This window comes from Nonlabens sp. Asnod3-A02 (assembly GCF_045063755.1).
GTDB classification, from domain to species: Bacteria; Bacteroidota; Bacteroidia; order Flavobacteriales; family Flavobacteriaceae; genus Nonlabens; species Nonlabens xylanidelens.
In genome coordinates, this window is record NZ_JBEFOC010000006.1 from 52,030 (window position 1) to 76,823 (window position 24,794).

Genomic DNA, 24,794 nt, shown 5'->3' on the forward strand with positions numbered 1-24,794 from the left:
TATACTTTCATATTAATCTAGAGAAATATTTTCCTGTTGCGATTTTTGTAGCAACGCATTGAACTCATCTGGTGTTAGATTACCATAATAAAAGTTGATAGGGTTAATACGTTCTTTGTCCTTAAACACCTCATAATGTAAATGTGGCGCTTGTGACCTACCGGTACTACCTACATAACCTATAATATCACCACGTTTCACCTTTTGTCCCGGACGCACATTATAAGGTTTGGACCTTCTTAAATGCGCATAAAGCGATACATAACCAAAACCGTGGTCTATTCTTATATGGTTTCCATAACCAGAGCTATTAGCATCTGCTCTTTCTACCACACCATCTCCTGTTGCAAATACTGGTGTCCCTCGTGGCGCTGTAAAATCCATCCCAAAGTGAAATTTTCTAGTCTTGTTAAAAGGATCTGTACGGTAACCATAACCACTCGCCATACGAGTTAAATCTTGATTACGCACCGGTTGTATAGCAGGTATAGATGCCAGTAATTTCTCTTTATCTTCTGCAAGAACTGCTATTTCTTCTAGCGATTGTGACTGTATTGCTGTTCTTTTTTTAAGTCTATCTATAGATTCTCTTAACGCAATTATCTTTTTTGCACTAGGTTCTCCCTCATATTCCTTATAACGATTCACCCCACCAAAACCTGCCTGACGCTGCTCTGCAGGAATAGGGTTTGCGTCAAAGTAAATGCGATAAATATTATTATCACGATCTTCTATATTTTCAATAACTGTAGACAGTCTAACCACATCATCCTGTACATCATCTAGTTGCAGCTCTAGATATTCTATTTTATCGCGTGATTTTTTTAATTCTGGAGATTCTAAGAAAGCATCAGCAAAGAAAAAACACCCCAAACCGAAACAAAAACTCACTACTAAAAACAGCAAGCTGCGGAAAAAAAACCTCCTTTTCTTAGTCTCTACCTTACGGTAAGAAAGCGTTTCAGAATCGTAGTAATACTTGACCTTTGACATATGGTTTATTATGCTATTTTTGTGACACTCTACGAGATAAAAATAAGTAGAAAAAAGTTAGTAATTATTCCGCTTTCGCGAAAGCGAGATCATAACCTACTTTATCACGTATAGCAAAAATAAGAAAATTGAATTAACCGCTAGTATAGCCAGAATGAAGTCAAAACAAATACGCCAAACATTTCTTGAGTTTTTTGAAAACAAAAAACACCAAATCGTTCCAAGTGCACCCATGGTGATCAAAAATGATCCTACCCTGATGTTTACTAACGCTGGTATGAATCAATTTAAAGAATACTTCTTAGGAAATTCTGATCCTAAAAATAACCGTATTACAGATTCTCAAAAATGCTTGAGGGTAAGCGGTAAACATAACGATCTAGAAGAAGTAGGTGTAGATACGTATCACCACACGATGTTTGAGATGCTGGGTAACTGGAGTTTTGGCGATTACTTTAAGAAAGATGCGATTTCATGGGCGTGGGAATTACTGACTGAAGTTTATGGTATCGATAAAGACTGCCTTTATGTAACCATTTTTGAAGGTGATAAAAGTGAAGGCCTAGAACGTGATACAGAAGCTTATGATTACTGGAAAGAACTTATTGCCGAAAACCGTATTCTTAACGGTAATAAAGCAGATAACTTTTGGGAAATGGGCGCACAAGGACCTTGTGGACCTTGTTCTGAAATTCACGTAGACATAAGAAGTAAGGAAGAAAAAGCAGCTGTAGATGGCGCTACTCTTGTTAATATGGATCACCCACAGGTGGTAGAAATATGGAATCTAGTTTTCATGCAATACAACCGCATGGCAGACAGTTCTCTTAAAAATCTACCTAACCAACATGTGGATACCGGTATGGGCTTTGAGCGTCTTGCGATGGTATTACAAAATGTACAGTCTAATTATGATACAGATGTTTTTACACCTCTTATTAGAGAAATAGAAACCATAACTGGACATACGTATGGAAAAACAACTCAAGAAGATATCGCAATACGTGTTATTGCAGACCATTTGAGAGCTGTTTCATTCTCTATTGCAGACGGACAACTGCCTTCTAACAATGGTGCTGGTTATGTAATACGTATGATATTGCGTCGTGCGATACGTTATGGATTTACTTACCTAGGTAAAAAAGAACCATTTATTTACCAGTTAGTAAATACACTTTCTAAGCAAATGGGTGATGCGTTCCCAGAGCTTAAATCTCAAAAGAACTTAATACTTAATGTGATTAAAGAAGAAGAAGCTTCTTTTTTAAGAACACTAGAAAATGGACTTACTCTTCTAGATTCTATGATCTCGGGCATGAAGTCTGCTGGTTCTAAAACTCTAGATGGTAAAAAAGCATTTGAGCTTAATGATACTTATGGGTTCCCTAAAGAACTGACTCGTCTTATATTAAGCGAGCAAGGTCTAGAAATGGACGAAGAAGGATTTGCCATTGCTCTTAAAAAACAACAAGACGACTCTCGTAAAGCTAGCGCGACAGAAACTAGTGACTGGACTGTTCTAGTAGATGACGATACACAAGAGTTTATAGGTTATGATAAACTAGAGGCAGATGTGCGTATATCTCAATACCGTAAGGTAACGAGTAAGAAAGATGGCGAGTTATACCAAATAGTATTTAACATGACTCCGTTTTATGGAGAAAGTGGTGGACAGACAGGTGATAAAGGTTATCTAGAAAGTGCTAGTGGTGACACGGTTTACATCATAGATACTAAAAAAGAAAACGGCCAGACCGTACATTTAACTAAGAACCTACCTAAAGAAATAGGTGGTACTCATAAAGTAGTGGTAGATGCAAAGCAACGTGCACGTACTGCTGCAAATCATACAGCTACTCACCTACTGCACCAGGCGATGCGTAAGATATTAGGTACTCATGTAGAGCAAAAAGGTTCTATGGTAAGAAGTGCTAGTTTAAGATTTGACTTCTCACACTTCTCTAAAGTAAGTGCAGAAGAACTAGTAGAAATAGAAAACTTTGTAAACGCACGTATTAGAGAACAATTATCTCTAGAGGAAAATAGGAACAACACCTATGACCAGGCAATGGAAGATGGTGCTATAGGATTATTTGGTGAGAAATATGGTGACGTAGTTCGTACCATTAAATTCGGTGAGAGTAACGAGCTTTGTGGTGGTACTCATGTAAAAAACACTGGAGACATCTGGCATTTTAAAATCACTAGTGAAAGTGCTGTTGCATCTGGAATACGACGTATAGAGGCAATTACTAGCGACGCAGTAAAAGATTTCTTTACAGAGCAATCAAAAAGCTTTGAAGAAATTAAAGCCGTCTTAAAGAACCCTACTAAAAACCCAGCAGAATCTATTGCTGCGCTACAAGATGAAAATGCTTCTTTGAAAAAAGAAATCGAGCAACTTCTTAAAGCAAAAGCTGGAAACCTAAAAGGTGATTTAATAGCAAGTGCAAAAAGTATTAATGGAGTGAACTTTATCGCTACAAAAACTGATCTAGATTCAAAGTCTGTTAAGGAGCTAGCTTTTGATATTGAGAGAGAAATGGAAAATCTTTTCTTAATTATAGGAGCAGCAAACGGAGAGAAAGCAACTCTAACGGTAATTCTAAGTAAGAATCTAGTAGAAGAAAAATCACTAGACGCTGGTAAAATAGTTAGAGAATTAGGGAAACACATTCAAGGTGGTGGCGGTGGCCAGTCTCATTTTGCAACGGCTGGTGGTAAAAATGCTGCTGGAATAGATGCGGCACTTGTTGCTGCTGAAGGGTTGATATAATTTTCTTTTTATCATTACAAAATGAAAGAAGTAGAGATAAATTATAGAGTTGAAAAGAAGGAGTTTGTTAATCATAGGATGCGCATGCTCTTAAAACCAAGAAATATCATAATTTTCGGTTTATTTATAGTACTCTTACTATCATTCAAATTTATCGTACCACTTATTAGTCCAGTGCAAAATGTGGCTCCTGAGCAAGATTTCACCTCGATAATGATTAGTGTTTTACCACTTATTATTGTGCCCATTCTGATTGTTCTGTATTTAAGGTATCAGTTTAAAAAAGTATACGATAATACCGCAGACTTTCAGCAAGACGTAAAGGTCGTTATGGATGAGAACGGTTATTTTGGAAAGTCTGCCTCTTCAGAAGGAAGAAAAGATTGGAGCGCTATCCATAAAATTATTCAACAAAAAGAAATGTTAGATATATATTTTTCTAAACAACTTTGCGCTTCTATTCCTATGAGGTTTGTGAGTTCTGAAAAAATAAAAACCTTGAAAGAAATTCTTAATAAAGCTCAGGTAAACAACAACCTATAAAACAAATGGTCTATTTAAATTTAAATGGACCATTTGTTATTTCACGTCACAGACTGTAACATTTCTTCATTAAAAGCTACTCATATTATATGGGAGTAGCCACTAAACATTTACTAGATAAAATAGACCGCATACGTGCAAAGGGCGACCAGCGTAGAGCAGACCGTATACATGATGCTCGTTTTGCTACTGCATCTTTGTATAAGACAGCTGGCAAATGCAAGGTTTTTACTCCACAAGAAGTAGCAGCTGCCAAAGAAGTATACCAACAGAAATTACAAAAAAGTAGAATAAAACACAAAATCATCTGGATCTTAACCATAATCCTAACACCAGTGTGCTTTTATCTAGGTTATTTATTTCTATTCATGTTTGACTTTTAAAATTATAGAATATGGGATCGCTAGCATTTATTACAGCCATAAAAACTAATGCAAAACAGTTAAAATCTAGGTCTAAATTTAAAGGACTAGATGCTGACACTGGCATCTACAAAGGAAATATTAATAAAAAAGACTTTTCACCAGAACAAATACAGGCCGCAAAAGATGCCTTTCAATTGCAGGTAAAAGCAGAGAAAAAGAAAACACTTATAGTACTACTCCTTACCATAGTATTAGTCCCTATTTTGATATATGGACTTATAAAACTCTATCTATTTACATTTGTTTAAACCTTAAATTAAGATCGTACCTTTGAATGAATTGATCTTAATACCCCATGAAACTTAGCACACCTGTTCCTATTTTAAAACTATCCAACCCTATAGATTACAACTCTAAAGTGGTTCTATTAGGTAGCTGTTTTACCGAGAACATAGGTTCTAAGCTATCCTATTATGGCTTTGATACGAGTATAAATCCTTTTGGGATTATTTTTAATTCCACTAGTTTAAGAGTTTTAACAGAACGAGCTATTCACCATAATCCGTTTACACGAGAAGATATAGAAGGTGATTATTCTTATCTAGCGCATTCTGATCTTAATAATAAAGATCAAAACCTACTATTAAATCAATTAAACACCGCTTTAAAAAAACTGGAAACAGATTTAAAACAAGCTTCTCATCTATTTATAACTCTGGGTACTGCATGGGTCTATCGTCATATAGAAAAGGATATAATAGTTGCCAACTGTCATAAGCAACCGCAACAGTTATTTACTAAAGAACTGCTCGATACAGAAACCATAAATAAGGATCTAACGTATATTTATCAATGGATAACAGAGGTGAATCCAAAAATAAACATCACCTATACCCTATCGCCGGTGCGTCATATTAAAGACGGTTTTATAGAAAACACACGTAGTAAATCGAGATTACACGACGCGATACAGACTCAAGTAGATTTAAATAACGCCACTTATTTCCCTGCTTATGAAATTGCGATGGACGAGTTGAGAGATTATAGATTCTATGCTCGTGATATGATACATCTTAATGAAATAGGTGTGGATTTTATATGGTCTCGCTTTCGCGAAAGCGGACTTAATAACAACACCCTAACACAACAAAAAGCGGTAGAGAAATATAGAAAACTATCTCAACATCGTGCTACAGATACAGAGGCACATCAACTGCAAATGCAACAGATGCATGCTAAAATAAGTGCGCAATATCCTGATATAAAATTATAATGAAAGACATATTTAAATACATTATAAGTGGTTTAATAGCAGTTGCTATATTTTATTTGGGCTCTAGATTGCTAGATAGAAATGAAGATCGTGAGTTATTACTAGCGCAAACGGCACTGATACAAAAGGAAATTAACAACACGAGTAAACTGGTGGTCACAGAAATGAAATATGCTAAGGTATTTACCTATGAAGGTACAAAATCCTATGGTTGGGACTTTTTTAGAAGTCAAAAAAGCGCGATAATAATTTCAAATGCCGAGGCTCAGATATCATATGACCTTAAGCAGTTAAAACATGAACTAGATCCTGAATCAAAAACTATTTTTATTACTTACATACCTCAACCAGAAATTAAGGTTAATCCCCATTTAGATTATTTTAAAATGGATGACGGTATCTTAAATAAATTTGAAGCTAAGGATATCAATAAGATAAACAGACAGATAGAGACTCAACTTAAAGAAGATATTCTAGATGATGAAGTTATAAAAAATGCTCAAAACAGATTATTAACTGAATTGAGCAATATTTATATATTGAGCAGTTCTATGGGCTGGAAAATGGTCTACAATGACACAGAGATTAACAGCACAAAAGAAATGAATACTATCTTATTCTAGATCGTATTATTCTTTGATCTCATAAGCCTCTGCAGCTTTATCAAATTCTGCTTCTAGTAACTGGTAATATTTATTATAGATCTCTTTTTTAATATTACACAACTTACCATTGCTCTCTAATGCGGTAGAAAACTCTTCTTGAGTAATTTTCTTATCCATAAAGTCTGTAGTTAACTGCGGGCGTTCTTGTTTACACGCTGCATAATTGTTGTATGCCTGTACATATAACTTATACGTTTCACTGCTTTTTATAGGATCTTGTGTATCAGTTTGAGAATCTGATGGTGTTGTGTTGCAACTAGCAAATAATGCAATACAAAGAATGATAAGAACTCTTTTCATAGGTATAGTTTTATGCGTTAAAAATAAAGAGTTGTTATTTTTTATCAAAATTAGAATTGCATAAAATAGGTCCCAAAAGCGAAAATCCCTTTCTGAATTAACAGAAAGGGATTTTCTAAACTAACCAAACCAAATTATTTATTACGTCTGCGCTCTTTGTATTCTCTAATCATTTTACGCCTGAAATCTAATTCGGCCTTTTTTAATTTAAGAAATCGCTTTGCGCCTATTACTTGTATTATTTCATTGTGCTTGTAATCTAAATTAGTAGCACCTATTTTTTGATCTAATTGAACCATCTCATCCACATAAGCAACTGCTTGCTTCTCTGTCATGGTATCAAATTCTCCTTCTAGTTTTTTGATAAGATTTTTCTTTACTTTTTCTAGACGAGAGCGTTCATCTTTTACCTCATTATATAAAGGCCAGAATTTTTCTGCTTCTTCAGAAGATAGATTTAACTCCTTATTAATGTGTGCTATGGCAAGACTCTTAATCTTATCATGCATTTCTTTATTGCTGTGATTATCACGACCTCCTTCTGGGCCTTGTGCTTTTACCACAAAGGAAAAAAGCAGTACGAATACTATTATTAAATTTTTCATTCTCTTATAATTTGATCTAATGTTGCGTCTTCCATAAGGTAGTCTAACAACTCGTTATCTGTAAATTCTTGTTCTATTTCAGTATCGTTAAGTATGCTATTATCTGCATATAATATCTCTACAGACTCTTCATCTTGTAAAAAATTAACGTCTACTATGTAATCTCTCAACTCTTGATCATTAAGGTCTGCAAAAGTAACCTCGTCTGTAGAAAACAGACCATTAATAGTTACAAAACCTATAAATATAGCTGCCATTGCTAACAATGGATACACCCATGTATTATTTTTTGAAGTTTTTAAAGTAACTACTTTTACCTCCTTATCTTCTTGTACTTCTTTTAAAATACGATCTTCTAGAGTAGAAAAATAATCTTTAGGAACACTAAAACCAGCGTGTTCTACGATCTCGTCTTTTTGTGTGTTTTCTAACACACGATCTGTAAGTGAATCAAAGTAACCTTCTGGCACTTTAAACCCTGCTTGTGTATGTTGATTATTGTTTTTCATATCCTTATGACTGTGTTTAAGTCAATTAGTTTAATTCACTTTAATAAATTGTTCCACTTTCTTTGCTGCTATGTGGTACGTACTTTTCACAGCACCTTCACTTAAATCCAGTATCGTCGCAATATCTTTAAATTTAAGATCGTCATAATACCTATAGTTAAATACCTCTCGCTGTCTATCTGGTAATTGTGCAAGTGCTTTTTTAAGAGCTAGCTCTATCTCATCACTTGTAAAATAAACATCTGCCTCTAGTTTTTCAGTTAAATGATCTTGCAGTTCTTGAGAAGATATTTGTAAAGTCTTTCCTTTCTTAGTTAAAAAAGTCATGCTTTCATTATAGGCTATCCTAAACATCCATGTAGATAATTTACTATCACCTTTAAAGTTTTTTACTCCTTTAAAGATTTTAATAAACACATTTTGCAACACATCGTCAGCGTCATCATGGACTATTACTATTTTCCTAACCTGCCAGTATAACTGTTCTTGATATTGAGATACCAGCAGTCTGAACCCTTTATTAGCCGTAGCCTCATTAAGGATCAAAGAAATTATTTCTTGGTCTGGTGTTTTACTCATATATCTAAGACTCGCGCAAAGTGTAAAGGTTTAACAACTATAAAAATAATTTAAATCATTCATTAACATTAGGATAAAACATAATAATTATCTTCACGTTTTAATATAACTATGAATCAAGACCACACACCACATTACGACACCTCTTTCCAGCCACTATCTATAGTGAATGACGAGGCAAGAGCAATTTTTTATAAGAAGACCTATGGACATGTTGCTATCGCTACATTACTATTTGTGATTATAGAAGCAATTTTATTGCGCATAGAACCCCTAGTTAATTTTATGTTTAGTCTAACACAAGGCTGGACATGGTTGCTAGTATTAGGTGCATTTATGATGGCTACCTCTTATGCAGAAAAGATGGCGCATAAATCACATGACCGTACGCAACAGTATCTAGGCCTGTTATTATTTGTAGTTGCAGAGGCTGTTATATTCCTACCGCTTATTGCGATGGCTCTAAAATATCAAGAAGCTTTGTCTGGCACATCAGACTCTCACCTTATTAGTCAAGCGGCGATACTCACATTATCTTTATTTGCAGCATTAAGTGCGGTAGTTTTAATTACTAAAAAGGATTTTTCTTTCCTTAAAAGTATTTTATCTGTAGGTTTTATTATCGCAATAGGATTAATTATCGCAGGAATGATTTTCGGATTTGATTTAGGACTTTTCTTTAGCGGTGCTATGGTACTTCTTGCTGCTGGTTCAATACTTTACCAGACATCTAATCTGGTACATAAATACCACACAGATCAGTACGTAGGTGCAGCCTTAGGTTTATTCTCTTCTTTGATGTTACTTTTTTGGTACATCTTAAGAATTTTTATGTCTCGCGATTAATTTCTTAAATCTCATATCGCTTCAAGCAAATCCTAATAGTGAAACATTATGGATGGGACCCTACGTCATAGCTGGTATGATAATAGGGCTAGTTCTAGTAATAATTCATTTAAGTCTACGTGTTCTTCAAAGAAAGCGCGACTTTATATGGTACAGACAGTTATGGAGCAATGCACGGTTACCGCTTTCGCGAAAGCGAGTCCTAGAAACATATCCTTTTTACATCCATCTCTCTGAAAAATATAAAAAGCAATTTGAACATAGGGTGGCCACCTTTATAAAACAGAAAGATTTTAAACACAGGTATCAAGACACGGTAACTGATGAACAAGTGGTTTTAATAGCTTGTGTTGCATGTCGTTTAACCTTCGGTAGGCGCAATTACCTTTTTCCCAGGTTAAATACTTTATTACTTTTTCCAGAACCGTTTAAAAGTCCTGCTACACAAGAATACCATAAAGGTGAATACAATCCTATAGCAAAAGTTCTTGCTTTTTCATGGCCCGATTTTAAAGAAGGAATGGATATCGTAAATGATAACCTGCACTTAGGCCTGCATGAATTTACACACGTACTTCATATAGAAAGTGAGCGCAGTAGTGAGATAGATGCTTTACGTTTCAAAAAATTTACACGCAATATTCTTAGAGAACTCATGAAGCCGGCAGTGCGCAGCAAACTAGACAACACAAAGTTTTTTAGGGATTATGCTTTTACAAATCAGTACGAATTCATGGCTGTTCTTATAGAGTACTACTTTGAATCTAATAAAGATTTTAAAGAACAATTTCCATTAATGTATAGTCATCTAACTAAGGCACTTCTTTATGAAGAAGAATGGATTATTTCTTAATAGGCATTTAAAATATTAAGATTGTAAAAAAATCGACCGAGTAGACTTACTCTATTTATAAAAGATCACCTAATAACGTCGCATATCATTACGTCCTAAAAAGATAGCTCCTAGACCTGCTATAATAGGTGTGCTTATCAACCATGTACTTAAACCCTTACTTAAAAAAAGAGATATAACTGGTAATAATAAACCTAGAACAACAGCCACTATACCTCCATAAAATAATGCTTTACCTCTACTATGCAGGCCTTTTAATTGATCTAGACGTATAGCTCTTTTATCCACTCTTTTAACTATGTGTGCTATATCTTTTTGATCTGTGCCTTGTTCTTTTAGTGTATTGCGCAATTTTGAAAAATCCATTCTCTTTTCAGAAATTTCTTTTGCATAATGTTCTATCTGTACTGAAATGTCGGTATACTTATCAACCATTATTTAAACTATTAAGGAGTAAATCTAACTTATTAATAGAGAACCTAATTTAATATTAATGCCAAATAGTCTCATTAAAAAACCCCAAAGGTTTTAAAAACCTTTGGGGTAGTTATATAACAACTAAGAAAAGAACTAGTCTCTAGTTAATTTCTTATAACGTATTCTCTTAGGAGCGTGATCACCTAAACGTTTTTTCTTATTCTCTTCATATTCTGTAAAACTACCTTCAAAAGAATAGATTTGAGAATCTCCTTCAAATGCAATGATATGCGTACAAACTCTATCTAAGAACCATCTATCATGCGATATAATTACTGCACAACCAGCAAAGTTATCAAGACCTTCTTCTAGTGCTCTCAAAGTGTTTACATCTAGATCGTTTGTAGGCTCATCAAGAAGTAAAACATTTCCTTCTTCTTTAAGCGTCATGGCTAGATGTAAACGGTTGCGCTCTCCACCAGAAAGCGTTGCTACCTTTTTGTTTTGCTCACTACCTGAGAAATTAAAACGACTTAAATATGCTCTAGAATTAACCATTTTACCACCCATCATGATCATGTCTTGACCATCAGAAAAGTTTTCCCAAATAGATTTATTTGCATCTATATTAGAGTGCGATTGATCTACATAAGCCAGTTGTACTGTTTCTCCTACCGTAAAAGATCCTTTGTCTGGTTGTTCTTGATCCATGATCATTTTGAAAATGGTCGTTTTACCAGCACCGTTAGGTCCTATAATACCTACTATACCATTTTGTGGTAATACAAAGTTCAAGTCTTCATAAAGCAATTTATCGCCAAAGGCTTTACTCACTCCATTTGCCTCAATAACATTTGTACCTAAACGTGGTCCATTAGGAATATAGATCTCTAGCTTTTCTTCTTTAACTTTTTGATCTTCATTTAAAAGCTTATCATAATTACTTAGACGTGCTTTTTGTTTCGTCTGGCGACCTTTAGCTCCCTGACGTACCCAGTCCAGTTCTCGTTTAAGAGTTTTTTGTCTTTTAGACTCTGACTTTTCTTCTTTTGCAAGACGGTCTCCTTTTTGCTCTAACCAGCTAGAATAATTCCCTTTCCATGGAATACCTTCTCCACGGTCCAGTTCTAGAATCCATCCTGCTACGTTATCTAAGAAATATCTATCGTGAGTTACCGCAATTACAGTTCCTTTATATTGAGCAAGGTGTTGTTCTAACCATAATACAGATTCTGCATCAAGGTGGTTAGTAGGCTCATCCAGTAATAGAATTTCTGGTTGTTGTAATAATAATCTACAAAGTGCTACACGACGTCGTTCACCACCAGACAGGTTTTTAATTTCTGCATCTCCAGGTGGAGTACGCAATGCATCCATGGCTATTTCTAGTTTAGTATCTAGTTCCCATGCGTTTAATGCATCTATTTTATCTTGAAGAACAGCCTGACGATTCATCAATTTCTCCATTTTATCTGCATCAGTATAAACCTCTTCTAGACCGAAGTCGTCGTTGATTTTATTATACTCATCTAGTACAGCAACAGTCTCTGCCACACCTTCACGTACTATTTCCATTACGGTTTTAGTCTCGTCTAATTGTGGTTCTTGTTCTAGATAACCTACATTATAACCTGGCAAGAAATTAATATCACCTTGATAGTTCTTTTCTATCCCAGCGATAATCTTCATCAGTGTAGATTTACCAGAACCGTTCAGTCCTAGAATACCTATTTTTGCACCATAGAAAAAACTAAGGTGAATATTTTTTAAAACTTGTTTTCCAGTACTTTGATAGGTCTTTGAAAGACCTGACATGGAAAAAATTACTTGTTTATCGTCGCTCATTTGATGTGCTTTTTTCTTGTAATATTTTATGTAATTGGGTTAAGGAATTGTCTTGATATCGCTTTCGCGAAAGCGTAACCGCATCCATCCCTTTAGATTTAATATAAAGACCTTTTTCAGAAAGATCCAGTTGTTCTAATTCTTTAAAGGTAAAACCAAAAGTTTTTCTACCTATTAATTTTACCGTAATCGATTTAAGACTGTAAGAAACAGAATTGCGTGTGGTAAAACCATCAAAATTAAGAAAGTAAAATAAAGTTACTGCTATAAGTGCTGTTATAGAACTGTACATTCTTAAGTCATTAAAGAAGAATACCGCAGCGCAAATAAGCATTATAAAGGCTAGCCCTAATATAACTTTATGACGCAAGGTGTTTAAATCTTTAAAATGAATAACTTCTCTCACTTACACTCTACCTTTAAGTGCATTAAAAACCCAGGCTATTGCAAAGAAACCTAGTCCTATTGCTGCAAATCCAAATCCTACATCTGTATAACGGTATGCGCCTAATGCTATTAAACCTATTCCTATAATTATCATGACTAACGTAGCCCAACCTAATACCCCATTCTTGTTCAATGCCATAGTTCAAAATTAGTTTGCAAATATACACAGTAAACTAAAGCTTTAGGCCTTTTAAGCAATCGTTAAACGGTAGTTTATGCCGATAGACAGAAATACGTTGAACTTGTTTTGAGGTTTTATTAGAAATGTAGATGTAAAATAAATTTACCAGCTACCACCAGCGCCACCGCCACCAAAACCACCGCCGCCGAAGCCGCCAAAACCACCACCGCCAAAGCCACCTGAAGAGCCACCACCGAAGCTACCGCCGCCAAAACCGCCGCGCCCCATATTACTTAAAATAATAATGTCGAGTAATGAACCACCAGAACCACCTCTACCTCCATTATTGTCATTTCCTTTGTTTTTAACATTCATAATAATGAAAAATAAAAACACTGCAAATATTAACAAAACACTCCATGGAAATGGTTGTCCACTGCCAGCTGTACCTTGAAACTCGCCTTGTAGGGTTTCAAAAATAGCGTCTGCACCTAGGTTTAAACCGTTGTAATAATTGCTATTCTTAAAATTAGGAATTAAAACTCTATTTACTATACGCTCTGCATCTCTATCTGACATTATAGATTCTATACCATAACCTGTATTGATATCTACCTGTCTATCATTTATAGCTAGAATGAGCAATATTCCATTATCCTTACCTTTCTGGCCTATACCCCATTCTTGTCCCCATCTAGCGCCTAAACGATCTAGCTCTTCACCATTTGATGATTTTATGGTTGCAAAAACTAGTTGAGTAGATGTGGTGTCTGCATAGCGTTTCAGTTTATTATTGAGAGATGTTCTTTGAACAGGTGTAAGCACCTGGCCAGCATCATAAACATATGGTGTTTGTGAACTGCTACCTGGCTTTGCTGGAATGGTAAATTGTCCAAAAGCAAGATTTGAAAATCCTATGAATACGATTAAGATTTGGAATAAATACCTCATTAACTTACAGATATTTCGTCAGGCAATTCATTAACATCATTTACATCCCATGGAAAATAGGTCGCAAGTTTTTCACCCACGAGCTCTATTCCTTGAACAAGTCCGTTTTGGAATTCGCTTTCGCGAAAGCGAGACAATACAACATCTCTAACAGACGTCCAGAAGTCATCACCTACTCTAGCGTGTATTCCTTTATCACCTATGAGGGCAAATTTCTTATCATCCACGGCTACATAGAAAAGAATCCCATTCTCTTCTTTAGTATTATCCATTTTTAATAAATGAAACAATTCTTGTGCGCGAGTGATAGGCTCATCACAGTGCGATTCTAGATGCACACGTATCTCACCACTAGTTAGCGACTCTGCTTTACGTATGGCATCTACTATTGCTTTTTCTTGTGATGCTGTAAGGAAATCTTCTACTTTAACTGACATGATTAATCGTCGCCAAATAAGTCACCTACATCTGGAGCTTTTTCTGAACCTGCGTCTGCCTGATAGAATCCTGAAGGATTAAAATCAAAAATGCCTGCTAGTAAATTACCAGGGAATTTTTTAATGTGAATATTATAAGATCCTACAGCGCCATTATAGCGATTGCGCTCTACGTTAATGCGGTTTTCTGTGCGCTCTAATTCATTGATCAATTCAAAGAAATTTTCATTTGCTTTTAAATCTGGATAGTTCTCATAAGTAGCAAGTAATCTTCCTAAACCAGAACTTACCTGACTCTGCGCCTGTGAGAATGCCGCAAGGTTTTCTTCAGTAAGATTAGTTGCATCTACATCTATAGCTACTTGAGTAGCTTTGGCTCTTGCTTCTATAACACCTATTAAAGTTTCCTGCTCAAACTCTGCATATTTCTTAGCTGTAGAAACAATGTTAGGAATTAAGTCGTTACGACGTTGATAACTACTCTCTACATTTGCCCATGCGCCGCCTACACCTTCACTTAAACTTACTGCACTATTGTACCAGTAAATACCATAAATAACTATTAATCCTAGTATTATTCCAGCTAGACCTAATCCACCACCTATTTTTTGCATCTATATATTTTTTAATTCTTTTGTTAATACTAAAATCAAAGTTACATGAAAATTAGAAATCTGTTTTTCTTAAATAGTTAAGTCGGTATTTTTAGGTTGTAAACTTTGTAAATACTCTGGCGTTTTTAACAGTCTAGAACCGTACCAAGAGAACAATTCACCATCTACCACCTTAAAATCTGGTGTAACGTTAGGTTTTATAGGGTCCTGAGATGGTGCTGTTAGAAAGGCTAGTTTCATCTCAGCAATATCGTCTGTAGTAAATGGATAAGGTTCTGAAGATAAGAAAACAGCATCTGGCTGTAACTTAATCATCGCCTCCATATCAAGTTCTGGATATCTGGTAAGATCTTGAGCCGCATTAGAAAAACCTGCTCTTGCTAGCATGTCATTAATAAATGTACCTGTACCGACTGCCATGTATGGCTTTTTCCAGATAAGGTAAAGAGCTTTATGATTTACTTCTGGCTTAGGCAATGTTTTAAATGCGCTAGAAATATTACGTATCAGGGATTTTGCTTTAAACTTAGTTCCTGTTATTTCTCCTACATCTGCTATCATCTCTAGAGCTTGTTCTAGAGTGTCAATGTCAGAAACATAGGTAGGTGCTATGTGATCACAAAATTCAACGATCTTCTGATTATTTTCTTCTCTATTACAAATAATAAGATCTGGCTGTAATTCTATAATGCGAGATTCTACTATTTTTTTAGTTCCACCTACTACGGTTTTCTCATCTATTAATCCTGCTGGGTGTATGCAGTAACGAGTCACACCTACCAGCCTGTCTGCTAGACCTAAGTCTATAAGTAATTCTGTCTGAGATGGTACTAGTGATATGATACGTTGTGGTAGCTGATCTAACTCGATCATTCTACCTAATTGATCTGGTATTTTACAAAACATTAATCTAGTGCATTTTTAGTTACCCATAATTTGTATCCAAAAATTGCCATTTGCAATTTACTTGCTTTAGCTAGATCTAATCGCTTTTTTGTAAAGCTGGGTAAAACCGCTTTATTTAATCGAGCTAGTATTTTGAACACATCTTTCTTCATACATCAAATGTAAGGTTTTGTAAGCCTTTACTTAAGTATTAAATAGTAAAACCCATTCTAAAGGCTAGAATGGGTTTTACAGGTAATCCAAATGAAGTTTTAATTACTTAAACGGCACCATGCTTATAGATGGCGAGTCTGATCCTTCTTTAAAGACAATTTTTAATTCTTTATAGCCAGCAGTAGATTGATATGCATATTGAGAACCATCGATATCAAACTTTAATTTCACTAAGCGATCGTTTTTCATGCGATGTGTTTTTAGTTTAAAAGTATGCCCAGCATCTTCTAGATCTTTTTTAAGGCTATCAAATTTCTTTTCAGAAACATCGGTAAGGTAAAATGTTTTTACAGCAGCGTTATCAGTATCTGTCTGTGGAAAATCTCCTTGAACAGAGTTCTTAACAACTCCAACTTGATAAGAATATCCTGTTTCTGGTCTTAAAGCATTCAATACCTCTTTAGGCGTTTCTTGCATAAAAACAGGTTCTTTTATCACCTCTGCTTTACCATTGTAAAAATTACCCTCGTTATCATATAAGGTGATGAACGCGTTGTGCACTTCTACATTTAACTCTTTATTTTCTAAAGTTATTGAATCAGAAATATCATTTTCCCCATTCATTACACCATCTATAGAAAATATTTTAATTCCCCAACGATTATAAATTTCGGTACTTTTTCCTTTTACTCGATAATAATGAACTTGACCGTTTATATAAGCATAACTTGAACCTTCTGGTTTATTTACATCATTACTTGAAGATTGATACTGAACATCACTACTATATTTAACCGTACTCTTCTTCATTTCTGCTCGCTTCTCTTCCATCTCTGCACGTCTCGCTTCTTTGATTTCTGTCCTTTTATTAATTAAAGAATCTCTTCTTTGTTGGTATTGTAACCTTCTTCCTTCTTTAACTTCTGTCCTTTTATTTATTAAGGAATCTCTACGAGCGCTGTAGTCGGCTTTCATTTCTTCACGTCTCTGAAGCATTTCTTGTTTTTTGGACATTATCAAGGCTTGACGATTATCCATATCAGTATTTTTAGTGGTAATAAGAACGACACCATTTGTTGCTTTCTCACCATAAAGAGAAGTAGCTTCTTTATTTTTAAGAACAGAAACACTCTCAATAAGCTTAGGGTCGATAAGATTTGCAATTTCTGCATTGGTCTCTTTTCCATTAACTATCATTAAAGCTGAATTTTCACCTAGATCTAACTTTTCAATACTGACGTTTTTTGTTATAGTAGTAGAAACACCGTTCTTACTCGTGTGCACAGTTTTTGGATAATCAAAATAGATAACATTTAAAGAGTCTAGCTGAACGTTTTTCAATCTTGCCTGTATCTTATTTTTAAGAGAATCTACATCATCAAATTGAAATGAATCAATGTTTAACAAGCTATCTATATTTTTGCCATTAGTAGATTCCATCATTGAAAAAATAACTGCATTCCTTGCTTCTTCTCGAGCAATCAGCTCTTCCATTTGTGCTATTGTTATTAAGCTGTCACCACTTTTCACTAAAGAATCAGAATCTGATGTATACGTGTAAGATGAGGTAATGGTAGAATAAGAGTTTTTATTTGCAACACCTTTACAGTCTCCCATACTCCACGACTTAGAATCTCCCTTAATTACTCCTTTCACACAAATTGATTTTATACCACTTGTAGCACTGTATTCCTGAGAACCTTTGTAACCGTTATTGTCATCTAGCGAAATCTTGATTCTTACTATTTCCCCTCTTTTGATTTTTAACTTACTGTAATTAAAATCTACATTGTATTCTTTCTTTAAATAAGTCTTCTTTTCATCAAGATATTCTTTTGTAGAAGTAGGTTCTATTGAGAAATTTATGGTGTGGTCAAAATCTAAAATAGGATCTTCACTCCACAGTTCTTGTGCTATTCCTACCTCTTCTTCTGAAGTAGTTGTTGCATTTTCAATTGTATCAATAATAGAGGATTCATCATTATTATTTGTGACAGAATCCATTTGTAGAGCATTTTCATTTTTAACATACTCTATTTCTTCTACGACATTAAAGCTGTATAAGAATAAAACTATAACTGGTAAGATGAGTGCATATTTATAGGCATTCCAGTTGGCAGACGCTTCTTTTTGTAACATAACAATTCGTTTTTTGATAAATGGTGTGAAAAAATTATTAGCCAGTGCTGGTTGCATATGACTTGCAGCAGCACTTAATAAAGTGCGCTCGTAGCTTATTCCTGTAGTGTTTTTAACTTTGGCTTTTGAGTCGGCAATAAATTCTAAGTTCTCACCTATCTGCCTCTTTAACAACCACACTAGTGGATTGATCCAGAATAGGGCTTTAAAAAGATGCGACGCTATTAAATCTATAGAATGCCATTCTCTAGCATGGACTTTCTCGTGTTCTAGAATTAAATCTAGTTCTGGCGATTGCTGGTCTGACGTAGAGTAACATATATAGTTAAAGAAACTGAAAGGTGTCAGCTTTCGCGAAAGCGTAACTATAACAAACTTACCAGATCTCTTTTTATCACCAGAGCTTATTAAGCTGCGCAGCGAACTTAATTCTACTATCATTTTACCTATAAAAAATATAGAAATAGCAATGTATAGATAGAAGAATAGCAGGGCATAGTCAAAGGCTACTGCAGTTTCTTCTACCATAGACTGCTGTAAAACAGATGCCATAGGTGTTGCTAGTTGTTGGGGCAAATAGACCACTTGTTCTGGTTGCTCTACATAAACGGTTTGGGTAATTTCTACTAGCGGAAACAATATACTTGCTGCTATACCTGCCAGTAAAAACCATCTGTTTGCGTTAAAAAATGTGAGCCTGCGTAGTAAGAAATGATAAACAAGTACAAATATGCTAAGTACTCCGGCGCTTTTTAAAAGATATTCTATAGCTGTTTCCATCTTATTTTTCTTTAGATTCTATCATTTCTAAAATCTCTCTCAACTCTGTCGCGCTTATTTTCTCTTCTTTGGCAAAAAAGGAAACCATGTTTTTATAAGAGTTATTAAAATAACTGGTCATGGCATTATTTACAAACTTGTTGCGATAGTCATCTTTTTTTACCACTGGAAAATAACGATGTGTTTTACCGAATGCCTCATAACCCACATACTTCTTCTCTTCTAGCTTGCGCACGATAGTAGAAACAGTATTGTAATGGTTAGTCCCTTTTAAATGAGGTACTATTTCTTTTACAAAGGCTTTTTCTAGATGCCAAAGCGCCTGCATTACCTCTTCTTCTTTTTGCGTTAATTTTTCCATTTCTATATGATTTACTTTGAAACTACTTTTATTGATGAAACAAACATATAACTATTATTATAGTTATCAAACTATTTATTTAGTTATTAAACTAATCGCATAGTTAATTATTGTTGTTAAAACATAAAACATGTAAATCTTGTACTACTTTATGTAAAGTTTATTTTACTTTTAATCAACTTTACATTACTTTTGGACTTAAATAATTTAATCATGAAGAAAACATATTTATTTCCAAACAAATTTAAATTACTCGGTATGGTATTGTTTATATCTAGTTTTACATTATTTATTCTAGCATTTATAATGCAGTACGATATAGAGCTATCTTTCTTTGATGTCACGATGCCTGTTATTAGTTCAAACCCTATTTTTGGAGATCGAGAATTTTTTACTACGGTAGACACTAACATCACTATTCATCTAATCATCATGTTAGTAATAATAGGTGGACTTGTTTTTGGGTTTTCTAAAGAACGTATAGAAGATGAATTGATAAGTGATATCAGAAAAAACTCATTGATATGGGCTGTTTATTTTAACTATACCTTATTGATAATATCTTTATTTCTACTCGCTGATTTAGACATGATCGCAATGATTGTATTTAATGTTTTTACCTTATTATTAATTTTTATTATAAGATTTGAATGGAAAAAACATCAACTTAAATCAGCAAGTAATGAAGAATAAACTCAAAGTATTACGTGCTATGCAAGATCTCACACAGCAAGAATTAGCTGATAAAATTCAGGTAAGCCGTCAGACTATTAATACTATAGAAAAAGGAAAATACATTCCTTCTACTTTGCTAGCTTTAAAAATGGCAGCTGTTTTTCAAGTCAATGTTTTAGAAATTTTTGAAATTGAAGAAAGTGATTGGAGTAAAAATTAATATTGATTAAGATTATATATTGATTTAAGTTTTGAACAAAAGTTACTTTACGTTAATGATTATTAATTAATCATTAATCATTAATCACTTATCATTTAATGTAACTTTGCATTAAAATCAAGTATCGTGCGCATAGACATTATAACCGTATTACCAGAATTAATAAGAAGTCCCTTTGAAGCATCCATTTTAAAACGTGGTATAGAAAAAGGTCTAGTAGAAGTGCACATGCATGATTTAAGAAAATACGGACTTAATAAATACAATCAAGTAGACGACTATCAATATGGTGGTGGCGCTGGTATGGTAATGATGATTGAGCCACTGGATAAATTAATACATGAGCTTAAAGAAGGTCGTGAGTATGATGAGATTATCTATATGACACCAGATGGTGTGACTCTTAATCAAAGAATGGCAAACCATTTATCCCTTAAAGAGAACATCATGATTATTTGTGGTCATTATAAAGGAATCGATCAACGTGTGAGAGATCTTTATATTACCAGAGAGATTTCTATAGGTGATTATGTACTATCTGGTGGCGAGTTAGGTGCAGCAGTTTTGTGCGATGCGCTGATAAGATTAATTCCTGGCGTGATTAGTGATGAGACTAGTGCATTAACCGATAGTTTTCAAGATGGTTTACTTGCTCCACCGGTTTACACGCGTCCTGCCGATTATAAAGGACATAAAGTGCCGGATATTTTATTAAGCGGTCATTTAAAAGCGATAGAAGAATGGAGAGAAGAAAAAGCCTTTGAAAGAACACGTGAACGAAGACCTGACCTTTTAAATGAGGATTAGTATCAAAAATCGGTTAAAAAGTTTTAACTTTACGATACAATATTATTATGAATAGAATTTTACTCTTTATTTTATTAAGCGTTTTTACGTTATCACAGAGCACTGCTACTTTGCAAAAAGACAGTAATGACTCTACTATTACTGTGAAAACAGATAAGGAAAAAGAAAAATTAACCGTTCTTACTAATCCTGTAAAGGATGGCTATTTAAAAATAACTTTTACTAGTGCTCATAGTAACGACATTACTCTTACTATAATTAACTCCTTAGGTAAACAAGTGTATAATGCAAAAAGAGGTGTAAACAGCGATGTACAAACCTTTGATGTATCTAAGCTTACTGCTGGTATATACTTCTTAAGAGTGAGTACTTCTTCTTCTAACTTTGTGAAAAAGCTGATCATACGATAATTGATATTTAAAAACTCTTGTTTTTATTTGTCAGTTTATAACAAGTTTGTATTTTTGCAGCTCGTAAAAATTAACCTCTGACGATAATCGTGCATGTTATTCATTACTCAATCTAATTAATTCCTATTTACATGGAAAAGTTAATAAAATTCGTACAAGACGAATTCGTAGAAAAAAAAGATTTACCTAAATTCTCAGCTGGAGATACTATCACTGTATACTATGAGATTAAAGAAGGTGAAAAAAGTCGTACTCAGTTCTTCCGTGGAGTTGTTCTTCAATTAAGAGGTACTGGAGCTACAAAAACTTTTACAATTAGAAAAATGTCTGGTAACATAGGTGTAGAGCGTATCTTCCCATTAAACTTACCAGCTATTCAGAAAATCGAAGTGAACAAGTATGGAGCTGTACGTAGAAAGCGTATCTTCTACTTCAGAGAACTTACTGGAAAGAAAGCACGTATCAAAGAAGCGCGCAGAAAGTAATCTTTCTACCACATATATTAAAAAGCTGTCCACATCGGGCAGCTTTTTTTGTGCTCTAAATTTAAATATAGAAATCTTATCGCCAATTTTAACTGTGGCATGATGCTGTTATACTCTAAAACAAACCATCTATTTAATTTATTCTCACGGTAAAAAACCTATATAATCACACATCGATAATATATATAGAATTAAACCGCTCTTATTTTCAAATTAATAAAATAAAGGTATTTAATTTATCAATTTCGCAATCCAGTTTACTATGCTAAGGATAAGCTAAATCTGTTTTAAAAACCTAGTCAAAACCTTATATTTGTGTACCGCATATTTACATCGCAAACGATTGAATATGCTACATTAATTTTTAACCTTAACCCTATACAACATGGCAGATCAACCTAAGATCATATATACAAAAACAGATGAAGCACCAGCACTAGCAACTGCTTCTTTCTTACCTATCATTAAAAAATTTATCGCTCCTGCAGGAATTGATATTGAGACTAGAGATATCTCACTTGCTGGTAGAATACTTGCTGTTTTCCCAGAAAGATTAAAGGAAGATCAAAAACACGATAACGCTCTAGCAGAATTAGGTGACCTAGTTAAGCAACCTGATGCTAATGTTATCAAATTGCCTAACATATCTGCATCGGTACCTCAACTTAACGACGCAATAGAAGAATTACAGGCAAAAGGATATGATATTCCTAACTATCCTGAAGATCCACAAACTGACGAGGAGAAAGATGCTAAGTCTCGTTATGATAAAATAAAAGGTAGTGCGGTAAATCCAGTATTACGTGAAGGAAACTCTGACCGTCGCGCTCCTAAGCCAGTGAAGCAATACGCAAGAAATAATCCACACTCTATGGGTGCCTGGAGTAGTGATTCTAAATCTCATGTTTCTACTATGACAGCAGGGGATTTTGCACACAATGAAAAAAGTTTTACAACTAGCAAAGCTACTACTGTAAATATACAACTGGTAGATAAAGCAAACAGAACTCACGTACTTAAAGAAGGCCTTGAATTATTAGAAGGCGAGATTCTAGATGGTACCTTTATGAGTAAAGATGCTTTAATAGAATTTCTAGAAGAACAAATAGATGACTCTTTAGAGAAAGATGTACTTTTCTCTCTACACATGAAAGCAACTATGATGAAGGTCTCTGACCCTATCATCTTTGGTCACGCAGTAAAAGTATTCTTCAAGCCGTTGTTTGAAAAATATGCTACAGTATTCAATAAATTAGGAGTTGACGTAAATAATGGATTTGGTGATCTATTAAGTAAACTTCATGAATTACCTGAATTAGAAAGAGAAGAGATTCAAGACGAAATACGTAAAGTATTAGAACACAGACCATCTCTTGCTATGGTAAATAGTGACCATGGTATTACTAACCTACACGTACCTAGTGATGTAATTATTGATGCTTCTATGCCAGCAATGATTAGAAACTCTGGTCAGATGTGGAATAAAGAAGGTAAGTCTCAAGATACTAAAGCCGTTATCCCAGATAGCTCTTATGCTGGTATTTATGACGCAACTATCGAATTTTGTAAAAAGAACGGTGCATTTGACCCTGTAACTATGGGAACAGTACCTAACGTAGGGCTTATGGCTCAAAAAGCTGAAGAATACGGTTCTCATGATAAGACGTTTGAAATAGGTTACGGTGGTAAAGTACAAGTAGTAGACGCAGATGGTACTGTATACCTAGAGCACGATGTAGAGGCTGGAGATATATGGAGAGCATGCCAGACTAAGGACGCACCTATACAAGACTGGGTAAAGCTAGCTGTTTCTAGAGCTCGCGCGACTAATGACCCTGCTATTTTCTGGTTAGATGAAAATAGAGCTCACGATGCTGAAATCATTAAAAAAGTAAATCTTTATCTTAAAGATCACGATACAGAAGGACTAGACATAACTATCGCATCTCCTATTAAAGCAACAGAGCGTACTTTAAGAAGAATGAAAGATGGTGAAAACACAATCTCTGTAACTGGTAATGTATTAAGAGATTATAATACAGATTTATTCCCTATTCTAGAAGTAGGTACTAGTGCAAAAATGCTTTCTATCGTACCATTAATGAATGGTGGTGGTCTTTTTGAAACTGGTGCTGGTGGTAGTGCTCCTAAGCACGTACAGCAGTTTGAACAAGAAAATCACTTACGTTGGGATTCTCTAGGAGAGTTTCTTGCACTAGCGGTTTCTTTAGAACACCTTGCTATTTCTAATAAAAATGAAAAAGCACAAATTATTGCTGACGCACTAGATAGAGCCACTGAAAAATTCTTAACTAATAGAAAATCTCCATCTCGTAAAGTAAACGAGCTAGATAATAGAGGTTCTCATTATTACCTTGCAACTTACTGGGCACAAGAACTAGCAGACCAAGATCTAGATGAAGAACTTGCTGCACAATTCTCTCCTCTTGCAAATAAACTTGTAGAGAATGAAGAAACGATTACAAGTGAGTTAATCGCTGTACAAGGAAAACCTATGGACATAGGTGGTTATTACTTACCTAATTCAGAAAAAGAAGAAGCTGCAATGAGACCTAGTGCTACATTAAATGCTATCATAGACTAATTATAAAAGTATAAAAGCTTTTTAATTATCAGTTTTAAAAATCCTCAAGCTTTGCTTGAGGATTTTTTTTATCTCTCGATATGACAATTCAGTAATCTATTTATACAAGTCAGG

30 protein-coding genes are annotated in these 24,794 nt (G+C 34.5%); 14 read left to right on the forward strand and 16 right to left on the reverse strand.

What is annotated here, in order from left to right:
- Positions 1-12: 12 nt before the first annotated feature.
- Positions 13-993, reverse strand: coding sequence for a M23 family metallopeptidase (locus ACJJVN_RS01295; protein WP_405371149.1), 981 nt, complete (start codon positions 991-993; stop codon positions 13-15).
- A gap of 154 nt (positions 994-1,147) precedes the next feature.
- Between ACJJVN_RS01295 and alaS the strand changes: the two genes are divergently transcribed.
- From alaS to ACJJVN_RS01325, 6 genes are all read left to right on the forward strand, one after another.
- Entirely contained in the window at positions 1,148-3,769 is a 2,622-nt protein-coding gene (gene alaS / locus ACJJVN_RS01300; RefSeq protein ID WP_405376892.1) for an alanine--tRNA ligase, read from the forward strand.
- 21 nt (positions 3,770-3,790) lie between these two features.
- Complete coding sequence (locus tag ACJJVN_RS01305) at positions 3,791-4,312, forward strand: YcxB family protein (RefSeq protein ID WP_405376893.1); 522 nt, start codon at positions 3,791-3,793, stop codon at positions 4,310-4,312.
- Between the two features lie 89 nt (positions 4,313-4,401).
- On the forward strand, positions 4,402-4,695 hold the full coding sequence (locus tag ACJJVN_RS01310; protein WP_405376894.1) for a hypothetical protein: 294 nt from the start codon (positions 4,402-4,404) through the stop codon (positions 4,693-4,695).
- Between the two features lie 11 nt (positions 4,696-4,706).
- Entirely contained in the window at positions 4,707-4,985 is a 279-nt protein-coding gene (locus ACJJVN_RS01315; protein ID WP_405376895.1) for a hypothetical protein, read from the forward strand.
- Positions 4,986-5,032: 47 nt separating this feature from the next.
- Complete coding sequence (locus ACJJVN_RS01320; RefSeq protein WP_405376896.1) at positions 5,033-5,950, forward strand: GSCFA domain-containing protein; 918 nt, start codon at positions 5,033-5,035, stop codon at positions 5,948-5,950.
- Positions 5,950-6,573, forward strand: coding sequence for a DUF4230 domain-containing protein (locus tag ACJJVN_RS01325; RefSeq protein WP_405376897.1), 624 nt, complete (start codon positions 5,950-5,952; stop codon positions 6,571-6,573). Before ACJJVN_RS01320 ends, ACJJVN_RS01325 begins: the two co-directional genes overlap by 1 nt.
- A gap of 6 nt (positions 6,574-6,579) precedes the next feature.
- Here ACJJVN_RS01325 and ACJJVN_RS01330 read toward each other — a convergent pair whose 3' ends face one another.
- The 4 genes from ACJJVN_RS01330 to ACJJVN_RS01345 all read right to left on the reverse strand — a co-directional run bounded on the left by ACJJVN_RS01330 (position 6,580) and on the right by ACJJVN_RS01345 (position 8,608).
- Positions 6,580-6,915 carry a hypothetical protein gene (locus tag ACJJVN_RS01330; protein WP_405376898.1) on the reverse strand — a complete coding sequence of 112 codons (336 nt, stop codon included), beginning with the start codon at positions 6,913-6,915 and terminating at the stop codon, positions 6,580-6,582.
- A 134-nt stretch (positions 6,916-7,049) separates the two neighbouring features.
- A complete protein-coding gene (locus ACJJVN_RS01335; protein ID WP_405371141.1) occupies positions 7,050-7,520 on the reverse strand; it encodes a hypothetical protein in 471 nt (156 codons plus the stop codon).
- Positions 7,517-8,029, reverse strand: a complete 513-nt coding sequence (locus ACJJVN_RS01340; protein WP_405376899.1) for a hypothetical protein — start codon at positions 8,027-8,029, stop codon at positions 7,517-7,519. The genes ACJJVN_RS01335 and ACJJVN_RS01340 overlap by 4 nt, the downstream gene beginning before the upstream one ends.
- A 30-nt stretch (positions 8,030-8,059) precedes the next feature.
- Entirely contained in the window at positions 8,060-8,608 is a 549-nt protein-coding gene (locus tag ACJJVN_RS01345) for an RNA polymerase sigma factor (protein ID WP_405376900.1), read from the reverse strand.
- Positions 8,609-8,719: 111 nt separating this feature from the next.
- On the opposite strand from ACJJVN_RS01345, the gene ACJJVN_RS01350 reads away from it, so the two are divergent.
- Entirely contained in the window at positions 8,720-9,454 is a 735-nt protein-coding gene (locus ACJJVN_RS01350; protein ID WP_405376901.1) for a Bax inhibitor-1 family protein, read from the forward strand.
- 52 nt (positions 9,455-9,506) lie between these two features.
- On the forward strand, positions 9,507-10,307 hold the full coding sequence (locus ACJJVN_RS01355; protein WP_104516628.1) for a zinc-dependent peptidase: 801 nt from the start codon (positions 9,507-9,509) through the stop codon (positions 10,305-10,307).
- 69 nt (positions 10,308-10,376) lie between these two features.
- Here the strand turns inward: ACJJVN_RS01355 and ACJJVN_RS01360 are convergent, their stop codons facing one another.
- From ACJJVN_RS01360 to ACJJVN_RS01410, 11 genes are all read right to left on the reverse strand, one after another.
- Positions 10,377-10,742: a hypothetical protein gene (locus tag ACJJVN_RS01360; protein WP_405376902.1), complete on the reverse strand. Its 366-nt coding sequence runs from the start codon at positions 10,740-10,742 to the stop codon at positions 10,377-10,379.
- Between the two features lie 135 nt (positions 10,743-10,877).
- Positions 10,878-12,569 (reverse strand): energy-dependent translational throttle protein EttA, encoded by a 1,692-nt coding sequence (ettA, locus tag ACJJVN_RS01365; RefSeq protein WP_104516630.1) that lies wholly within the window; start codon positions 12,567-12,569, stop codon positions 10,878-10,880.
- Positions 12,556-12,975 (reverse strand): hypothetical protein, encoded by a 420-nt coding sequence (locus ACJJVN_RS01370; RefSeq protein WP_104516631.1) that lies wholly within the window; start codon positions 12,973-12,975, stop codon positions 12,556-12,558. The genes ettA and ACJJVN_RS01370 overlap by 14 nt, the downstream gene beginning before the upstream one ends.
- Positions 12,976-13,155 (reverse strand): CAL67264 family membrane protein, encoded by a 180-nt coding sequence (locus ACJJVN_RS01375; protein WP_104516632.1) that lies wholly within the window; start codon positions 13,153-13,155, stop codon positions 12,976-12,978.
- A 144-nt stretch (positions 13,156-13,299) separates the two neighbouring features.
- Positions 13,300-14,088 carry a TPM domain-containing protein gene (locus ACJJVN_RS01380; protein WP_405371135.1) on the reverse strand — a complete coding sequence of 263 codons (789 nt, stop codon included), beginning with the start codon at positions 14,086-14,088 and terminating at the stop codon, positions 13,300-13,302.
- Positions 14,088-14,525 carry a TPM domain-containing protein gene (locus ACJJVN_RS01385; protein WP_104516634.1) on the reverse strand — a complete coding sequence of 146 codons (438 nt, stop codon included), beginning with the start codon at positions 14,523-14,525 and terminating at the stop codon, positions 14,088-14,090. The genes ACJJVN_RS01380 and ACJJVN_RS01385 overlap by 1 nt, the downstream gene beginning before the upstream one ends.
- Positions 14,526-14,527: 2 nt before the next feature.
- Positions 14,528-15,139, reverse strand: a complete 612-nt coding sequence (locus ACJJVN_RS01390) for a LemA family protein (RefSeq protein ID WP_104516635.1) — start codon at positions 15,137-15,139, stop codon at positions 14,528-14,530.
- Positions 15,140-15,208: 69 nt separating this feature from the next.
- Positions 15,209-16,045: an ABC transporter substrate-binding protein gene (locus ACJJVN_RS01395; protein WP_405376903.1), complete on the reverse strand. Its 837-nt coding sequence runs from the start codon at positions 16,043-16,045 to the stop codon at positions 15,209-15,211.
- The gene (locus ACJJVN_RS01400) at positions 16,045-16,197 is read right to left on the reverse strand and encodes an SsrA-binding protein (protein WP_104516637.1); all 153 of its coding nucleotides are present in this window, start codon (positions 16,195-16,197) and stop codon (positions 16,045-16,047) included. Before ACJJVN_RS01400 ends, ACJJVN_RS01395 begins: the two co-directional genes overlap by 1 nt.
- A gap of 103 nt (positions 16,198-16,300) precedes the next feature.
- A complete protein-coding gene (locus ACJJVN_RS01405) occupies positions 16,301-19,117 on the reverse strand; it encodes a M56 family metallopeptidase (RefSeq protein ID WP_405376904.1) in 2,817 nt (938 codons plus the stop codon).
- 1 nt (position 19,118) lies between these two features.
- The gene (locus ACJJVN_RS01410) at positions 19,119-19,478 is read right to left on the reverse strand and encodes a BlaI/MecI/CopY family transcriptional regulator (RefSeq protein ID WP_405376905.1); all 360 of its coding nucleotides are present in this window, start codon (positions 19,476-19,478) and stop codon (positions 19,119-19,121) included.
- 213 nt (positions 19,479-19,691) lie between these two features.
- Here ACJJVN_RS01410 and ACJJVN_RS01415 point away from each other — a divergent pair, with 213 nt between their 5' ends.
- From ACJJVN_RS01415 to ACJJVN_RS01440, 6 genes are all read left to right on the forward strand, one after another.
- On the forward strand, positions 19,692-20,171 hold the full coding sequence (locus tag ACJJVN_RS01415; protein WP_405376906.1) for a hypothetical protein: 480 nt from the start codon (positions 19,692-19,694) through the stop codon (positions 20,169-20,171).
- Entirely contained in the window at positions 20,161-20,373 is a 213-nt protein-coding gene (locus ACJJVN_RS01420; RefSeq protein WP_405376907.1) for a helix-turn-helix transcriptional regulator, read from the forward strand. The genes ACJJVN_RS01415 and ACJJVN_RS01420 overlap by 11 nt, the downstream gene beginning before the upstream one ends.
- A 126-nt stretch (positions 20,374-20,499) precedes the next feature.
- Positions 20,500-21,180 carry a tRNA (guanosine(37)-N1)-methyltransferase TrmD gene (gene trmD, locus ACJJVN_RS01425; protein ID WP_405376908.1) on the forward strand — a complete coding sequence of 227 codons (681 nt, stop codon included), beginning with the start codon at positions 20,500-20,502 and terminating at the stop codon, positions 21,178-21,180.
- Between the two features lie 47 nt (positions 21,181-21,227).
- Positions 21,228-21,590 carry a T9SS type A sorting domain-containing protein gene (locus tag ACJJVN_RS01430; protein ID WP_104516641.1) on the forward strand — a complete coding sequence of 121 codons (363 nt, stop codon included), beginning with the start codon at positions 21,228-21,230 and terminating at the stop codon, positions 21,588-21,590.
- Between the two features lie 131 nt (positions 21,591-21,721).
- On the forward strand, positions 21,722-22,075 hold the full coding sequence (gene rplS / locus ACJJVN_RS01435; protein WP_104516642.1) for a 50S ribosomal protein L19: 354 nt from the start codon (positions 21,722-21,724) through the stop codon (positions 22,073-22,075).
- A gap of 385 nt (positions 22,076-22,460) precedes the next feature.
- Complete coding sequence (locus ACJJVN_RS01440) at positions 22,461-24,680, forward strand: NADP-dependent isocitrate dehydrogenase (protein WP_405376909.1); 2,220 nt, start codon at positions 22,461-22,463, stop codon at positions 24,678-24,680.
- Positions 24,681-24,794: the final 114 nt, after the last annotated feature.

Coding starts and splice junctions, on each gene's coding strand:
- ACJJVN_RS01350 (WP_405376901.1), top strand. CDS start 8,720: ATGAATCAAGACCACACACCACATTACGACACCTCTTTCCAGCCACTA.
- ACJJVN_RS01330 (WP_405376898.1), bottom strand. CDS start 6,915: ATGAAAAGAGTTCTTATCATTCTTTGTATTGCATTATTTGCTAGTTGC.
- ACJJVN_RS01360 (WP_405376902.1), bottom strand. CDS start 10,742: ATGGTTGATAAGTATACCGACATTTCAGTACAGATAGAACATTATGCA.
- ACJJVN_RS01400 (WP_104516637.1), bottom strand. CDS start 16,197: ATGAAGAAAGATGTGTTCAAAATACTAGCTCGATTAAATAAAGCGGTT.
- ACJJVN_RS01380 (WP_405371135.1), bottom strand. CDS start 14,088: ATGAGGTATTTATTCCAAATCTTAATCGTATTCATAGGATTTTCAAAT.
- ACJJVN_RS01405 (WP_405376904.1), bottom strand. CDS start 19,117: ATGGAAACAGCTATAGAATATCTTTTAAAAAGCGCCGGAGTACTTAGC.
- rplS (WP_104516642.1), top strand. CDS start 21,722: ATGGAAAAGTTAATAAAATTCGTACAAGACGAATTCGTAGAAAAAAAA.
- ACJJVN_RS01340 (WP_405376899.1), bottom strand. CDS start 8,029: ATGAAAAACAATAATCAACATACACAAGCAGGGTTTAAAGTGCCAGAA.
- ACJJVN_RS01320 (WP_405376896.1), top strand. CDS start 5,033: ATGAAACTTAGCACACCTGTTCCTATTTTAAAACTATCCAACCCTATA.
- ACJJVN_RS01305 (WP_405376893.1), top strand. CDS start 3,791: ATGAAAGAAGTAGAGATAAATTATAGAGTTGAAAAGAAGGAGTTTGTT.
- ACJJVN_RS01310 (WP_405376894.1), top strand. CDS start 4,402: ATGGGAGTAGCCACTAAACATTTACTAGATAAAATAGACCGCATACGT.
- ACJJVN_RS01415 (WP_405376906.1), top strand. CDS start 19,692: ATGAAGAAAACATATTTATTTCCAAACAAATTTAAATTACTCGGTATG.
- ACJJVN_RS01335 (WP_405371141.1), bottom strand. CDS start 7,520: ATGAAAAATTTAATAATAGTATTCGTACTGCTTTTTTCCTTTGTGGTA.
- alaS (WP_405376892.1), top strand. CDS start 1,148: ATGAAGTCAAAACAAATACGCCAAACATTTCTTGAGTTTTTTGAAAAC.
- ACJJVN_RS01345 (WP_405376900.1), bottom strand. CDS start 8,608: ATGAGTAAAACACCAGACCAAGAAATAATTTCTTTGATCCTTAATGAG.
- ACJJVN_RS01430 (WP_104516641.1), top strand. CDS start 21,228: ATGAATAGAATTTTACTCTTTATTTTATTAAGCGTTTTTACGTTATCA.
- ettA (WP_104516630.1), bottom strand. CDS start 12,569: ATGAGCGACGATAAACAAGTAATTTTTTCCATGTCAGGTCTTTCAAAG.
- ACJJVN_RS01420 (WP_405376907.1), top strand. CDS start 20,161: ATGAAGAATAAACTCAAAGTATTACGTGCTATGCAAGATCTCACACAG.
- ACJJVN_RS01315 (WP_405376895.1), top strand. CDS start 4,707: ATGGGATCGCTAGCATTTATTACAGCCATAAAAACTAATGCAAAACAG.
- ACJJVN_RS01375 (WP_104516632.1), bottom strand. CDS start 13,155: ATGGCATTGAACAAGAATGGGGTATTAGGTTGGGCTACGTTAGTCATG.
- ACJJVN_RS01395 (WP_405376903.1), bottom strand. CDS start 16,045: ATGTTTTGTAAAATACCAGATCAATTAGGTAGAATGATCGAGTTAGAT.
- ACJJVN_RS01410 (WP_405376905.1), bottom strand. CDS start 19,478: ATGGAAAAATTAACGCAAAAAGAAGAAGAGGTAATGCAGGCGCTTTGG.
- ACJJVN_RS01390 (WP_104516635.1), bottom strand. CDS start 15,139: ATGCAAAAAATAGGTGGTGGATTAGGTCTAGCTGGAATAATACTAGGA.
- ACJJVN_RS01325 (WP_405376897.1), top strand. CDS start 5,950: ATGAAAGACATATTTAAATACATTATAAGTGGTTTAATAGCAGTTGCT.
- ACJJVN_RS01440 (WP_405376909.1), top strand. CDS start 22,461: ATGGCAGATCAACCTAAGATCATATATACAAAAACAGATGAAGCACCA.
- ACJJVN_RS01385 (WP_104516634.1), bottom strand. CDS start 14,525: ATGTCAGTTAAAGTAGAAGATTTCCTTACAGCATCACAAGAAAAAGCA.
- ACJJVN_RS01295 (WP_405371149.1), bottom strand. CDS start 993: ATGTCAAAGGTCAAGTATTACTACGATTCTGAAACGCTTTCTTACCGT.
- ACJJVN_RS01355 (WP_104516628.1), top strand. CDS start 9,507: ATGGGACCCTACGTCATAGCTGGTATGATAATAGGGCTAGTTCTAGTA.